Below are 13575 nucleotides of genomic sequence, written 5' to 3'. Positions count from 1 at the left end.
AAGCGTGGAAATTTTCTGACACAGTTCTATATTACCACAAAGACAGGAGGCGGCATGGGCAGAACAGTCAGAGAGATTGCGGCGGCGGCCGGGGTGTCCCCGGCGACGGTGTCACGGGTGGTCAACGGCTCCGGCGGGGTGGCGCCGGAAAAGCGGGAGAAGATCCTCGCGGAGCTGAAACGGACCGGCGGTCCGCGGCGCACCCGCACCGGCCGGCCGCGCGGCGAAACAATCGGCATGCTGCTGCTCCCCGGTTCAGAAGGGGATCCGCGGGTGATCGTCAACAAACTGGCGGCGCTGGTGGAGCGGCTGCCGCACCGCTGGAATCTGCAGTTGCTTCCGGCTGGGATTCTTCCGCTCGAACTGGAGAGCCGCCATCTGCACGGAGAGCTTGCCGGACTGATTCTCGCCGGGCACGGCGGCGGCTCCCCGGAGCTGGCCGAAGTGCTGAGCCGGATTCCCCACGTCTGGCTCAACAGCCATCAGCTCCGGGAGGGCGGCCATTCGGTGCTGATGGGGAACGAGTTTGCCGGGCGGATCGCCGCCCGGTACCTGATCGACGCCGGGTGCCGGAACGCGGTGACGCTGACCGCGCCGAGCATCAATCCGGGCTTTGCATCGCGGATTGAAGGGTTCCGTTTCGAATTCTTCGCTCAGGAACGCGAATGCGGTCGAATCGATCTTCACCCGCCCCGGGAGTTCGAATTGTGTTCCCCCGACGAGCTGGAACAGACTCTTCACGCGGCACTCGCGGCAGCGGAGCCGTTCCCGGACGGCATCTTCTCGCCGGAGGAGCGCCTGACCGCCCTGCTCCACCGGACGCTCTGCCGTCTGCGGCCGGAGCGCTGGCCGCGGATCATCTCCTGCAACTACACGCCGGAGTACCTTGCCGGACTCTACCCGCGCCCGGCCTCGATCGATCTTGGGGCCCGGATGCTGGCGGAACTGGCGCTGGAGGAGCTCCGGAGACGGATTTCCGGAGCGGCGGGGCGCGCCGACAATGTCGCGGTCATCGCCACGCCGGAACTTGTTCCGGGAGACGAATTGCCCCCGGAAACGGGAAAAATCCTGCGGGAAAGTTAAGATATCCGAAAAAAAGGGTTGAATTTTCCCGGATTTATTTTATAGTGTAATTTCATATTGTAACTTTCGATGGAACCATTCATGACCAAACAGAAGAACAGCGCACCACTTTCGACGCCGGAGCTGCTCGCCCCGGCCGGAAGTCCGGCCTGCGCCCTGGCGGCTTTCGATGCCGGAGCCGATGCGATCTACGCCGGTCTCTCCAAATTCAACGCCCGCGAACGCGGCGAAAATTTCAATCCCGACTCGATGGCGCGCGTCATCGATTACGCGCACAAACTCGGCCGCAAGGTCTATGTGACGCTCAACACGCTCGTCAAGGAGTGCGAATTAACTGAAGTCGCCGAATACCTCGCCGAACTCGAAGAGCTCGCCCCGGACGCTCTGCTCGTTCAGGATCTCGGGCTGCTGCGGATGGCGCGGGAGTGCTTCCCGAAACTCACGCTGCACGCCTCCACCCAGATGGGGTTCCACAACTCGGCCGGGTTGCAGATCGCCCGCGAACTCGGCGTCACCCGGGTGGTGCTCGAGCGGCAGATGACGCTCGACGAAATCGCGGCGGTCAAAGCCTCCACCGATCTGGAGCTGGAAGTGTTCATTCACGGGGCGCTCTGCGCTTCGCTTTCCGGGCAGTGTCTCTTCTCCTCCTACCTCGGCGGCTACAGCGGCAACCGCGGCAAATGCAAACAGCCCTGCCGCCGCCGCTACTTCAGCAAGGCGGGCAACGGCTTCTTCTTTTCGCCGCAGGACCTCTGCACGATCGACCTTCTGCCGCAGTTGCGCGAGATGGGAATCGCCTCGCTGAAAATCGAGGGGCGGCTCCGTCAGCCGGACTATGTCCGCCAGACGGTGAGCGCCTACCGGATGCTGCTCGACGCTCCGCCGGAGGAGTTCCCGAAACTGCTCGGCGAAGCGCGCAACCTTCTGAGCCGCGGATGCGGCCGGAAGTGGTCGCACGGCTTTCTCGAGCCGGAATCCGGCCGGACGCTGATCCAGCACAACGCGCTCGGCGCGGCCGGGCTGCTCTGCGGCACCGTGAGCGAACTCCGGGAAAACGGTTTCGCCTTCACCACCGGCAAACGGCTCCATCTCGGCGACCGGGTCCGGGTACAGCCGCAGTCCGGCGACGAAGGCCCCGCCCTCACGCTCACCCGGATCTATGTCGAAGGGCGGCCGGAACGGCGCGCCCTCCCCGGCCAGACCCTGTTCGTCTGCTGTGACAAACCGGTGCCGGAACGCGGGCTTGTGTTCAAGATCGGCGAAAGTTTCCCCGACGTTTCCGCCCGGCTGGCGGCACTGCCGCCCCGGCGGACCGCGCTGAATCTGAGCGTTACGCTCACCGCGCAGGAGATCGCCGTCGAGGTGCTCAACGCCCCGGCGGAACGTTTTACCCGTATGCTGGATCTCGCCCCGGCGACCGGCCGGCCGGTCACGGCGGAAATTCTCGAGGAGGAGTTCGCCGCCAGCGACTCCCCCGTCTTCCGGCTGGGGGAATTCACCGCTTCGATTTCGGGGAAATATTTTCTGCCGGCAAGCCGGCTCAAGGCGTTGCGGCGGGAGTTCTGGGAGACGATTCGCGAAACCCTCAAGCCGGAAGCGGTCTTCCGGGAGTCCGCGGTCGGGCTGGAGAAGTTCCGGCGGCAGTACACCGCGCTCTCCGGATGCACCCTGCCGGCCAAGCTGCAGGAAACCGTCGCCATGAAGCCGAACGGCGCCGAGCCGGGCAACCGCCGTGCAATCCGGGCCGACCGGCTCTTCGATTTCAACAAACTCACCAACGAGGTGATTCTGCCGGAGTTCTGCCCGGAATCGAAACTCCCCGCCGTGCGGCGCGCAATCAAGGCGGCGGCCGAAGCCGGCATCCGGCGGTTCCGGGTCACGTCGCTTTACGGACTCGCGCTCCTCGACGGCATCGAAGCGGAGGAGATCATCGCCTCGACGCCGCTGCCGGTGTGCAACTCGATGGCGGCGGTGGAGCTTGCCCGCTTCGGCGTCACCCGGGTAATGGCGCACATCGAGCTGGAAAAGAGTTCGGTGGAACAGCTCCGGGATCATTCGCCGCTGCCGGTGGAGCTCTACCGCTTCGGGCGGCCTGTGCTGCTGATCAGCCGGGCGGCGATTCCGGCGACAGGGGATTTCCGGGACGGGCGCGGCAACGAATTTTCGGTCCGCTTCGACCGGCGCGACGGCCTGACCCGGCTCTATCCGCGGAAGGTGCACTCGATTCCCCGGCTGCCGGGCGTTTACGACTACTACGATCTGACCAACGCCCACTGGAACTTCCCGGAGACCGGCACATTCAATTTCGACAGCGAAACCGGCTGGCTGTAGGCAGAAGGAGAATCGTATGGAATCCGGCATCGAAAAAATCCGGCAGGTGGAAGCCGAACTCAACCGCATCATCCGCGGCAAATCGGAAGTGATCCACAATCTGCTCATCGCGTTTGTCTCCGGCGGCAACATCCTGCTCGATGACGTTCCCGGCGTCGGCAAGACCACGCTGGCCAAGGCGCTCGCCCGGCTGGTGGACGCCCGGTTCAGCCGGATTCAGTTCACCCCCGACCTGCTCCCGGCGGACATCATCGGCACGAACATCTACAATCCGCGCGAAGGGTCGTTTCAGTTCCGGCCGGGACCGGTTTTCACCAACATTCTGCTGGCCGACGAGATCAACCGCGCGTCGCCGCGCACGCAGTCCGCACTGCTCGAATGCATGTGCGAGCACCAGGTCTCCATCGGCGGCGTCAGCCGCGAGCTGGAAGCGCCCTTCATGGTGATCGCCACGCAGAATCCGATTGAATTTCAGGGGACCTATCCGCTGCCGGAAGCTCAGCTCGACCGTTTCGCCATGCGCCTCAGCCTCGGCTACCCTTCGGAAGAAGCGGAGGCGGAAATGCTGGCCGACCGGCGCGGCGGAGATCCCGCCACACGACTGACGCCGGTCATCAGCGGCGAAGAGATTCTGGAACTGCGGCACCGTGCCGCCGCAATCGGCATGGAGTCGAGCGTATCAAGCTATCTGCTCGAACTGGTCCGCGCCACCCGGGGGGGAACCGCGTCTGGCGCTCGGAGCGTCGCCGCGCGCGGCGCTGGTGCTGGCCGAAACCGCCCGGACCGCGGCTCTGCTGGCGGGGCGGGACTACGTGCTGCCGGACGAGGTGCGCGACCTCGCCCGGGTCGTTCTGCCGCACCGGCTGGTGCTGGAGTCGCGCAGCCGCTATTCCGGAGTGACCACGGCGGAGATTGTTGAAGAGATTCTGGGAAAAATAAAAATTCCAAGGTAAATCGCGGATTCCACCCGGCAGCAACCGCCGCCCCTGACGCGGCGCACCCGGCGGAATCCCGGAGGATAAGGAGGAACCATGGCAAAGAACAACAAATCGTTCAAGGTGGTGATCGCCTTCGACGAATGCAAAGGGTGCGAACGGTGCGTCATCGCCTGTCCGCGCGGGGTGCTCCGAATGGGGGTCCACCTCAACAAACTGGGATTTCCGGCGGTGGAACTCACCGGAAACGCCTGCATCGGTTGCGGCGGCTGTTTCTACACCTGCCCCGAACCCGGCGCGCTGACCATCATCGAACACACCCCGGAAGGAGAGTAATTCATCATGGAATACACCAACCGCATGCTGCTCAAAGGCAATGAGGCGGTCGTCTACGGCGCCCTGCTGGCGGGCTGTGAATGCTACTTCGGTTATCCGATCACGCCGGCGAGCGAGATCGCCCACACTGCCGCGCGCTGTTTCCCGAAACTCGGCCGGACATTTCTGCAGGCTGAATGCGAAATCGCCGCGATCAACATGGTCATGGGCGCCGCCGCCAACGGCCGCCGCGCGATGACCGCCAGCTCCGGACTGGGCATCAGCCTCAAACAGGAGGGGATCAGCTACCTCTCCGGCTGTGAACTGCCCGCACTGGTGGTCGACATCACCCGCGGCGGTCCGGGCCTCGGCAACATCGCCCCGGAACAGGCCGACTACAACCAGGTGGTCAAGGGCGGCGGCCACGGCAGTTACCGCTGCATCGTGCTGGCTCCCGCGTCGGCGCAGGAGATGTGCGACCTCGCCTTCACCGCCTTCGACCTCGCGGAGAAATACCGCATCGTCGTCTACATGCTGACCGACGGCGTGATCGGCCAGACGATGGAGACGGTGACTCTGCCGGAGCCCCTCCCCCGCCGGGAGGTGCCGGAGTGGGCGCTCGACGTCTCGCGGCCGCGCACGAACATGATCAGTTCGATCTACCTCGAAACCGACGATCTGGAGGCGCTCAACCTGCGTCTGCAGGAGAAATACCGCCGGATCGAAGCGGCGGAACAGCGCTGTGAACTCTATCAGGCCGAAGACGCCGATGTCCTGCTGGTCGGCTACGGTATCTCCGGGCGGCTGGCGCGAACCGCGGTGGATGAGTTGCGGGAGCGCGGCATCCGGGCCGGACTGCTGCGCCCGATCACCCTCTTCCCCTTCCCGGTTGACGAACTGCGCCGCCTGCGGGCGAAGCAGCTGATCGCGGTGGAGATGAGCTGCGGCCAGATGATCGACGATGTGAAACTTGCGATCAACTGCGACCGCCCGGTCCATCTCATCAACCGGATGGGCGGCAACATCCCCGGCACCGGAGAGATCGTCGAACGCACAATCAAGCTGATTTCGGCGGAGGAGAAGTAATCATGGCCGACAAAGTTCTTTACACCCGCAGCAAAGGGTTCTTTCCCAGTTTCGAGCGCCGTCCCGGCCCGATCAAGACCAACATGCACTACTGCCCCGGCTGCGGCCACGGCATTCTGCACAAACTCATCGCCGAAGCGATTGAAGACTTCGGCATCAAGGACAAGACCATCCTGATCGCTCCGGTCGGGTGCGCCGTGTTCAGCTACTACTATTTCGACTGCTTCGGCATCTCGGTGCCGCACGGACGCGCGCCGGCGGTCGGAACGGGACTTTCCCGCGCCAATCCCGAGAACATCGTCCTCTCCTATCAGGGCGACGGTGACCTCGCCAGCATCGGCTTCAACCAGATCATCCAGGCGGCGAACCGGGGGGAGAACCTCGCGGTCTTCTTCGTCAACAACGCGATCTACGGCATGACCGGCGGGCAGATGGCGCCGACCACACTTCCGGGGCAGAAGACGCAGACCTCTCCTTACGGGCGCAGCGTCTCCAGCGAGGGATATCCTCTCAAGGTCTCCGAAACGGTCGCCGCGCTCGATGCACCGGTCTATGTGGAGCGGGTCGCGCTGAGCACGGTTCAGCAGATCCGCAAGGCGCGCCTCGCGGTACGCAAGGCGATCTCCAACAGCATCGAGCGCAAAGGGTTCTCGCTGGTGGAGTGTCTCAGCGGCTGCCCGGTGAACCTCAAGATGCACGCCAAAGAGATGAATGAATTCCTCGACAACCAGATGAGCCGCTACTTCCCGCTCGGCGTCTACAAGGACATCGCGGACAGCCGCGACCCGCTGGTGCGTCCGGAAAAGATCTTCGACGTGAAACAGGTGCGGGAACTGCTCTATCCGGTCAAAGTCTCCGACGGCGTGAGCGAATCCTTCCGCAATCCATCGCGCATCTTCACGACCGAACGGCGGGTGAAGCTGGCCGGCTCCGGCGGTCAGGGGGTGCTCTCGCTCGGCTACATGCTTGCGACAATGGGCAAACTGCGCAACTTCAACGTCTCGTGGCTGCCGAGCTACGGGCCGGAAATGCGCGGCGGCACCGCCAACTGCGCGGTCGTGATCAGCCGGCATCCGATCGGTTCGCCGCTGGTGGACAAGGACTGCAACCTTCTGGTGGCGCTCAATCAGCCCGCGCTGGAGAAGTACCTGCCGACGCTCAAAAAGAACGGCATTCTGCTCTACGACGAATCCAACGCCCGCTGTCCGGAGGATCCGGGGGAGGAACGGGTCATCTACACCCTGCCGGCCTCCGACCTCGCCACGCAGCTCGGCGATCTCAAGTACGCCAATTCGGTACTGCTCGGCGCCATCGCCGTGATGATGGACGATCTCTACCTCGATGAAGAGGATAAAGTGGATTTCGACCGGGTCTTCGAAGAGGCGATCATGGAGTGTTTCCGCGAGAAGGAGACGGTGATCCAGAACAACATCAAGGCGTTCTACATCGGCAAGGAAAACGCCCGGCGCATCACGCGCCAGGGATAATTTCCTGCCGCAGTCAACTCCCGGTGTGCGTTTCGAACGGGGTTTCAGCGCGCACCGGGAGCAATTTTTTCGGCAAAAGAGTCGAGCATCTTCACCGTGCGGTCGACGCCGGGGAAGTCCCGGAACCGGTAGAGCCGCCCGGCAAGAGCGGGATGTTTCCCGCAGAGGGCGGCGAATCCGTCGTCATCGGCGAGTGCACGGTCGATGCCGAGCAGCAACGGCAGTTCCGGCCGCCGGTCGAGCAGTTCAAGCCGCCGTTCCAGCTGGCCGCGGTGCCAGCGGTGAAAGAGTTCCAGGTGGAGCTCCAGCCCGTCGGCGACGCGGCGAAAACTCAGATCGGGAAAGACCAGCTCCTGATTGCCGCCGTCGATGAAGGGGGATTCGCCGACGATCTTCCAGCTCGTCACCTCTTTGCGGAAAAGCGCGTGGAACATCCGGATCTCCTCCGGCACATAGCTGGAGAAGTTCCGGTAGTGCGAAACCAGCCCCGCGGACTGATCCAGTTTGAGTTCCCCCCGTTTCGTCCCCATTTTCACCTTCACCCGGATCGACCACTCCTCCAGATTGACCAGCGCCGGGAAAAACGCCGCCAGCTGAAGCGCATATTTGCGGGTGTTGGCAAAGAGCGAATAGGGTCCGCTGATCGACAGAGAAACCGCGCTTTTTCCGCCGCGCGGACGAGGCAGGCGCTTCACCTCCGCCAGCAATCGGAAGAACTTCAGATATTTGAAGAGCCGCCGCAGCTCCGCCGGTTCCGAATCCGCCGCTGTCGCCGCGATCGATTCCGCATAGACGAGCAACCCCTGCACCAGCGCGATGTTGTAGCGTTGCAGCAGTCCGGCGGGGTAGAGCTCCCGGAATCCGGTGACCCGCTCATGGTCCGGCAGATCGCCGTAGATGTCGCCGGTCATGAACTCCACAGCTCCGGGCAGTTCCGCCAGAAGTTCTCGATAACGGCCGATGTCGCCGCCGCAACGGGTGAGCTGTTTCGCCGCGAAGGCGAAGAGTTCAGCCCGGCGGGCCGGATAATCGATTTCCCGCACCGGGTCGAACGAGCAGTGATCGAGCGCGAGCTTGTTCAGCCCGGCGGCCAGCACCCGGTCCGGCGCCTGCCGGATCAGTGCCTCCGTCAGCTCCTCCAGCTCCCCGCGGGTCATGCGCGCCTCCCGGGCCCCGCGGTAAATTTCGAGCAGCTCCCCCGCCAGCCGGAGCAGTGCAGGGTCGGCGGCATCGATGAAGGCGGGTTGAAAACCGCCCCTCCGCCGGAATTTCAACAGCTCTTTCGTCAGCATGGCACCAGTTCCCCCTCCCCTTCCTCATCGTGCCCGCGATAGGCGCGATGGTCACGGCGGCGTTCGCTGGTGCGTTCCTCACCGGTGCCGGAACTGACCAGTTCGTAGAGCACCGCCTGCTCCTTGCCGGGCGCCGGGCGCAGAATGCGGCCGAGCCGCTGGACATGTTCCCGGACGCTTCCGGAACCGGAGAGGATGATTCCGACCGCCACTGCGGGCACATCGACCCCCTCGTTGAGCACCTTGCTCGTCACCAGCACCGTGTAGGCTCCCTCCCGGAACTTCTCCAGAAAATCCCGCCGTTCGCCGGGGCGGGTGCGGTGGGTGATGACCGGCCAGCAGAAGCGGCGGCCAAGTTCGTAGGCGGTGTCGTTGTCGGCGGTGAAAAGAATGATTCGCTCCCCGGCGTGGAGCTGGACCAGCTCCCACACCTTGCGGATTTTCGCCTCGCCGCCGCGGGCAATCCGCCGCTGTTCGAGAAATGCCTGAAACACCTGCCGCCCCTCCGGCAGACGGGCGCAGAGGCCGAGGAACCGCCCCCATTCGGAATGAAATTTGAAGTTGAGCTGATGGGCGCGCAAAAATCCGGTGTAGACGGCGCGGTTGCGCTCGTAGGCCTCCGCCTCTTCCGGATCGAGTTCAACCGCAATCCGGTGGATCACGTAGGGCGAGAGCACCTTGCCTTCGAGCTCGTCGATGTGGACCCGGCACACCTCCGGACCGATCAGATCGGCGAGTACGGCGGCCCGGTCGTCGGGCAGTTCCGGCGTGGCCGAGAGTCCCAGCCGGTAGGGAGCGATCGACATCGCCGCCGCCAGCCGGGTTTCCGGTCCGGGCAGATGGTGGCACTCATCGGCGACCAGCAGTGCAAAGCGGTTGCCGATGAACTCCATGTTGAGCACGGCGGAGTCGTAGGTGCTGACCGTCAGTTCGCGAATGTCATGTTCGCCGCCGCCGAGCATCCCGACCCGGCGGCCGAAGAAATGCTCCAGCACCCCGCACCACTGCCCCAGGAGATCGATGGTCGGCACGAGAAAGAGCGCCGGACGGCGCAGATAGGCGGCGGCCATCACCGCCAGCACCGTCTTGCCGCTTCCGGTCGGAAGCGCGGCGACGCCGCGGTACATCGCCGCGCGCCACGCATTGAACGCCTCGGTCTGGTGCGGCCGGGGAATCAACTTCACCGCCAGCGTCAGATCCTCCAGCGGAGAGAAAGCGCGGGCACGGTCAACGAAGCTCACCTTGGCGGTCTGCATGGCGATGACCAGCGAAGCGTAATCACAGGCGCGGGCGCGCCAGTTGCGGGTGCGGTCGTCGTACCGCAACAGAGAGCGGAGCGATTCCGGCACCCCGTCCTCAAACCCGTCGAGCGTCAGGGTTCCGGCGTCGAAAGAGAGGGTCGTCATCAGAACTTCTGCGGCCGGAACGCGCCGACCGCCCAGGCGAGGAGAGCGGCAACCACGGCACCTCCGAGGAGAATGAGGCTGAAACGCCAGAATCGCTCCCAGAATCCGGCAAGCGGTCCGGAGAGCAGAATCAGCACCACACCGAAAACCAGCATGACGAATCCGACAGCCAATCCCCATTTGTCCCCCCGGGCGTAATCGGGATAATCCGGCACACCCGAGGCCTCGACCTCCTGCAGCAGCAGCCGGAGCTGCGGATCGACCTCATCCGGTTCTGGCATCGTTTCCTCCATCGTGATTGCGGAAAAAGCCGGGAGCACACACTCCCGGCACAATGTGATGATTCAAGCGGCGATCAGAACGAGAAGTTCAGGATCGGCAGCACCGGGATCCAGGCGTCCTCGATGTAGTTGATGAGACCGAACTGCATCCCCTTGCCGCCGGAGATGTTGACCAGTCCGAGCTGGAGTCCGTTGCACTTCTCCACCTGGCTGTAGAGTCCGCACTGGACGCCGGTGAAGGTGCCGTTGACGACGTTGACGCCCGCGGCCTGGAAGCCGGTGACGTCACCGGAGATGTTCAGCCCGAGCGCCGCCTGCACGCCGCGGAGGTTCCCGGCCATGCTGACCAGACTGGCCTGCAACCCGTTGTAGTCGCCGGCGTAGCAGAAGACCAGCGTCGCCTGGATGCCGTTGAACTGTTCAAAGTTGAGGCTGCTCACAAACGACGCCTGCAGACCGTCGAAGGTCTTGTTCTGGTTGTGAACCCAGCACGCCTGGATTCCCTTGATGTGATCGGTGCCGGAGTAGACCCAGGAAGCCTCCAGACCGAAGACCCGGCCGATGCCGCCGGAAGCGGGCTGACCGGTCTTGATGCCGAAGACATTCGAATTCCACGTGGCATTCGGCACGCCCGGGAAGAAGACGATCTGGAACGGAGTCCACTGCGAAAGCGGGCGGAGCTGTTCGGCTTCGCACTTCGCCGGAGCGGTGACCTTCGGTTCGGCCGGAGCCGGCGCGGCGGCAGCGGCCTTCTCGGCCGCGCCGGAAATCAGGGCAACGCCGCAGAGCGCGGCCGCCGTCAACAGAAATTTCTTCATGGATTCAACTCCTCTTCTGAACTATTTGAAAAACGCGTTGACAATGGGCAGGCAGGGCATCGGGCTGTTCCGGATGATGTTGACAATACCGAGCTGGAACGCCTCGTCGTCAGCGATGTTGACGATGCCGAGCTGGAGTCCGGCGACCTTGACCGAGAAGTTGACCAGCGAGAACTGCAGCCCGGTCGTCTCCTTCGAGTCCGTGGTGATCAAACTCGCCTGCACGCCGTTGACCTCGTCGGTTCCGGCATAGAGGATGGAACCTTCCACGCCGTAGACCGGAGCCGGACCGCCGCTGGCGGGCACGCCGATCTTGACGCCGTAGACGCTGGTCGTCGCCGCATCGACAGGGATGTCCTTCCCGAACGAGAAGGCGATGAAGGTCCAGTCGTAGTCACGCGGCGGCTCGGCAACGGCCGGCTGCGGCGCACTCTTGGCCGGAGCAGCGGGTTCCGCCGCAACAGCACTGAAAACGCTCAGCGCCATCACGGCCAGCAGCAGCAAGCTTTTTTTCATTTCAGAAACTCCTCCCTTTTTTTCAAAATTGCCCGAATGTACCGGGATTAGAGACTAATATACATCAACCCGCATCATTTACAAGCGCAAATTCTTCCGGCATCGGAGATTTGACGGTCACCATCTCTCCGGAGACCGGATGGCGGAATTCCAGCAGCGTGGAGTGGAGCGCCTGCCGCGGCAGGATCAGCTTCTCCCGGTCCGCGGCGGAGAGTTCTCCGGAGCGCAGCTTGAGAAAGAGCGTTTCATCCGGCCCGTAGAGCTTGTCGCCGACCAGCGGAAATCCCAGAGAAAAGAGCGTGGCACGGATCTGATGGAGCCGTCCGGTCACCGGAACGGCGCGCACGAGAGAGAACCGCCCGCCGGTCTGTTCCGGAGCGAAGAGAGTATGGGCCGATTCCGGGTGGACCGCACCCGCGGGCGGTCGTTCGCCGGTGACGAAGCGCCGTTTCTTGCGGACCGCGCTTTCGGTATCCGGCACCAGAAATCCGGCGGCGTCAACCTCTTGTTCGAACCGGCCGAAAACCAGAGCGAGATATTCTTTGCGCACCGGCCAGCCCGGGCGGCCGAGTTTTGCGGCGGCGGCGGGATTTTTCGCCACGAGCAACAGTCCGGAGGTTTCGCGATCCAGCCGGTTCACCAGATGGATCTGGCCGAAGCGGGAGGAAAGCAGATGCCAGAGCGTGTGGCGGAAGAACGGTCCGGAGGGGTGGACGCAGAGATTGCCGGATTTGTCGACCACCAGCAGTGTTTCATCTTCATATGCGATGCGGTAACGGAGATCGGCCTCCGGTTCGGGCAAGTCGCCTGGGAAATACTCGACACAGTCGTGCAGTTCAAGGCGGCGCTCCGGTTCGACCAGCGTGCCGTTGAGCAAAATCTCGCCGGAGCGGATGCGTTCGCGCCACTCTTCCAGCGAACGGTAGGTAAAGCGCCCGGCGAGGAACTGCTCAAGCGCCAGCCCCACCCCGGACCAGTCGATTGAACTGCGGATCACCCGGCGTTCCAGAGAATCAAAATGCTGTTTCAAAATAACCTCTTTACTTGCAGCGATGTTTTCCGCATAATGTACCACGCCCCTTCTGATTTGCAACTGCAATGAAGCGCGACAGGGGGTAAACAACCCGCAGGAACGAATGGCAGAACAAAGCGTCGCCGCAGACACGCCCCCCCCCGAGGGATCGTTTCAGGAAGAAATCGAGGCAGAAAAATGGCTCCGTGCGCATCTCCTCCAATTGGACAACGTGTTGTGGAAAGATTTGGTGTAAAAGCCTTTGAATTACTATATCCCGTTGCTTGCCGATTGCAAGTTCCGAGATAAACTTCGTACGGTATGCGATATTGGAGTGCTGAATGAATCCGCCGGGAATTGTAAAAGTTCACATAATGCTGCACTCTGACGCGCAACTGCGGCAGGTTGACATACGCTTTGATTTTGATGTCCTTCTATTTCAACGTCCCCAGAAGCGCTCCATTTTGGCATTATCCCAATACCGTCTACACCCCTCCAGGCTGATCCCAATGCCATGAGCCTGGAGTGCCGCCACAAGCCCTGAACTGACAAACTTGACTCCCTTGATTCAAAGTAAAATCACTGCTTTCCCATACGCACTTGTTTTGGATGAACCCGATGCTTTCCAACAAACTCAACCATGGCCGACTCGCCATGCGATGTCCTACTAACTACGCAGCTTTTGAATTTGAACCATACGACATCGTGATCAAAATGCCATCTTTTTTCCGACTAATTCAGCGGACATTTTACACCCGCTTACATTGTCCAGTTTTCGAGGCCAACCGCAGTATGTCTATGTTGAGCGTAAACGGTAGTGTCGAATGGGGTTTCCCGCAATTTCGGCATAAAAAAGGCCAGACGGTGTAAACGCCTGGCTGATAAGATCAAACTGGAGCCAATAATCGGAATCGAACCGATGACCTATTCATACGGGTGAATTAGTTTTGAGCTTATTTTAATGTTTGGGGTTGCAAATAGGTTGCAATTGCACCAAAATTGGAATATCATTC

At 62.5% G+C, this 13575-nt stretch carries 12 protein-coding genes and 1 pseudogene; 7 read left to right on the top strand and 6 right to left on the bottom strand.

The annotated features are described in order from the left end of the window. The first annotated feature begins 54 nt into the window (after nucleotides 1-54). From ACMLHG_RS14360 to ACMLHG_RS14330, 7 genes and pseudogenes are all read left to right on the top strand, one after another. Nucleotides 55-1083 carry a LacI family DNA-binding transcriptional regulator gene (locus ACMLHG_RS14360; RefSeq protein ID WP_417170932.1) on the top strand — a complete coding sequence of 343 codons (1029 nt, stop codon included), beginning with the start codon at nucleotides 55-57 and terminating at the stop codon, nucleotides 1081-1083. Nucleotides 1084-1164: 81 nt separating this feature from the next. After that, complete coding sequence (locus tag ACMLHG_RS14355) at nucleotides 1165-3414, top strand: U32 family peptidase (RefSeq protein WP_295806523.1); 2250 nt, start codon at nucleotides 1165-1167, stop codon at nucleotides 3412-3414. Between the two features lie 16 nt (nucleotides 3415-3430). Further along, nucleotides 3431-3928 (top strand): annotated as a pseudogene (locus ACMLHG_RS14350) (AAA family ATPase); the annotation flags it as partial. Nucleotides 3929-4061: 133 nt separating this feature from the next. Continuing rightward, nucleotides 4062-4367, top strand: coding sequence for an AAA family ATPase (locus ACMLHG_RS14345; protein ID WP_417170931.1), 306 nt, complete (start codon nucleotides 4062-4064; stop codon nucleotides 4365-4367). Between the two features lie 78 nt (nucleotides 4368-4445). Continuing rightward, the gene (locus ACMLHG_RS14340) at nucleotides 4446-4685 is read left to right on the top strand and encodes a 4Fe-4S dicluster domain-containing protein (RefSeq protein ID WP_294437277.1); all 240 of its coding nucleotides are present in this window, start codon (nucleotides 4446-4448) and stop codon (nucleotides 4683-4685) included. Between the two features lie 6 nt (nucleotides 4686-4691). Beyond that, nucleotides 4692-5750 carry a 3-methyl-2-oxobutanoate dehydrogenase subunit VorB gene (vorB, locus tag ACMLHG_RS14335; RefSeq protein WP_295806518.1) on the top strand — a complete coding sequence of 353 codons (1059 nt, stop codon included), beginning with the start codon at nucleotides 4692-4694 and terminating at the stop codon, nucleotides 5748-5750. Nucleotides 5751-5752: 2 nt separating this feature from the next. After that, on the top strand, nucleotides 5753-7237 hold the full coding sequence (locus ACMLHG_RS14330) for a 2-oxoacid:acceptor oxidoreductase family protein (RefSeq protein WP_295806514.1): 1485 nt from the start codon (nucleotides 5753-5755) through the stop codon (nucleotides 7235-7237). A 44-nt stretch (nucleotides 7238-7281) separates the two neighbouring features. On the opposite strand, the gene ACMLHG_RS14325 is transcribed toward ACMLHG_RS14330, so the two are convergent. The 6 genes from ACMLHG_RS14325 to ACMLHG_RS14300 form a co-directional block, all read right to left on the bottom strand. After that, complete coding sequence (locus ACMLHG_RS14325; RefSeq protein ID WP_417170930.1) at nucleotides 7282-8529, bottom strand: DUF790 family protein; 1248 nt, start codon at nucleotides 8527-8529, stop codon at nucleotides 7282-7284. Next, nucleotides 8523-9935, bottom strand: coding sequence for a DEAD/DEAH box helicase family protein (locus tag ACMLHG_RS14320; protein ID WP_417170929.1), 1413 nt, complete (start codon nucleotides 9933-9935; stop codon nucleotides 8523-8525). Before ACMLHG_RS14320 ends, ACMLHG_RS14325 begins: the two co-directional genes overlap by 7 nt. Then, nucleotides 9935-10216, bottom strand: coding sequence for a hypothetical protein (locus ACMLHG_RS14315; protein WP_294437267.1), 282 nt, complete (start codon nucleotides 10214-10216; stop codon nucleotides 9935-9937). Before ACMLHG_RS14315 ends, ACMLHG_RS14320 begins: the two co-directional genes overlap by 1 nt. Nucleotides 10217-10290: 74 nt before the next feature. Next, on the bottom strand, nucleotides 10291-11034 hold the full coding sequence (locus tag ACMLHG_RS14310; protein WP_295806507.1) for a hypothetical protein: 744 nt from the start codon (nucleotides 11032-11034) through the stop codon (nucleotides 10291-10293). Between the two features lie 21 nt (nucleotides 11035-11055). Continuing rightward, nucleotides 11056-11550 carry an LA_2272 family surface repeat-containing protein gene (locus ACMLHG_RS14305; RefSeq protein WP_294437262.1) on the bottom strand — a complete coding sequence of 165 codons (495 nt, stop codon included), beginning with the start codon at nucleotides 11548-11550 and terminating at the stop codon, nucleotides 11056-11058. Between the two features lie 64 nt (nucleotides 11551-11614). After that, entirely contained in the window at nucleotides 11615-12580 is a 966-nt protein-coding gene (locus ACMLHG_RS14300) for an RluA family pseudouridine synthase (RefSeq protein WP_295806501.1), read from the bottom strand. Nucleotides 12581-13575: the final 995 nt, after the last annotated feature.

This window comes from Victivallis sp. (assembly GCF_048170485.1).
Taxonomy (GTDB): Bacteria; Verrucomicrobiota; Lentisphaeria; order Victivallales; family Victivallaceae; genus Victivallis.
The sequence above is the reverse complement of the archived record's forward strand: the minus strand, read 5'-3'. Positions and strand labels throughout refer to the sequence as shown.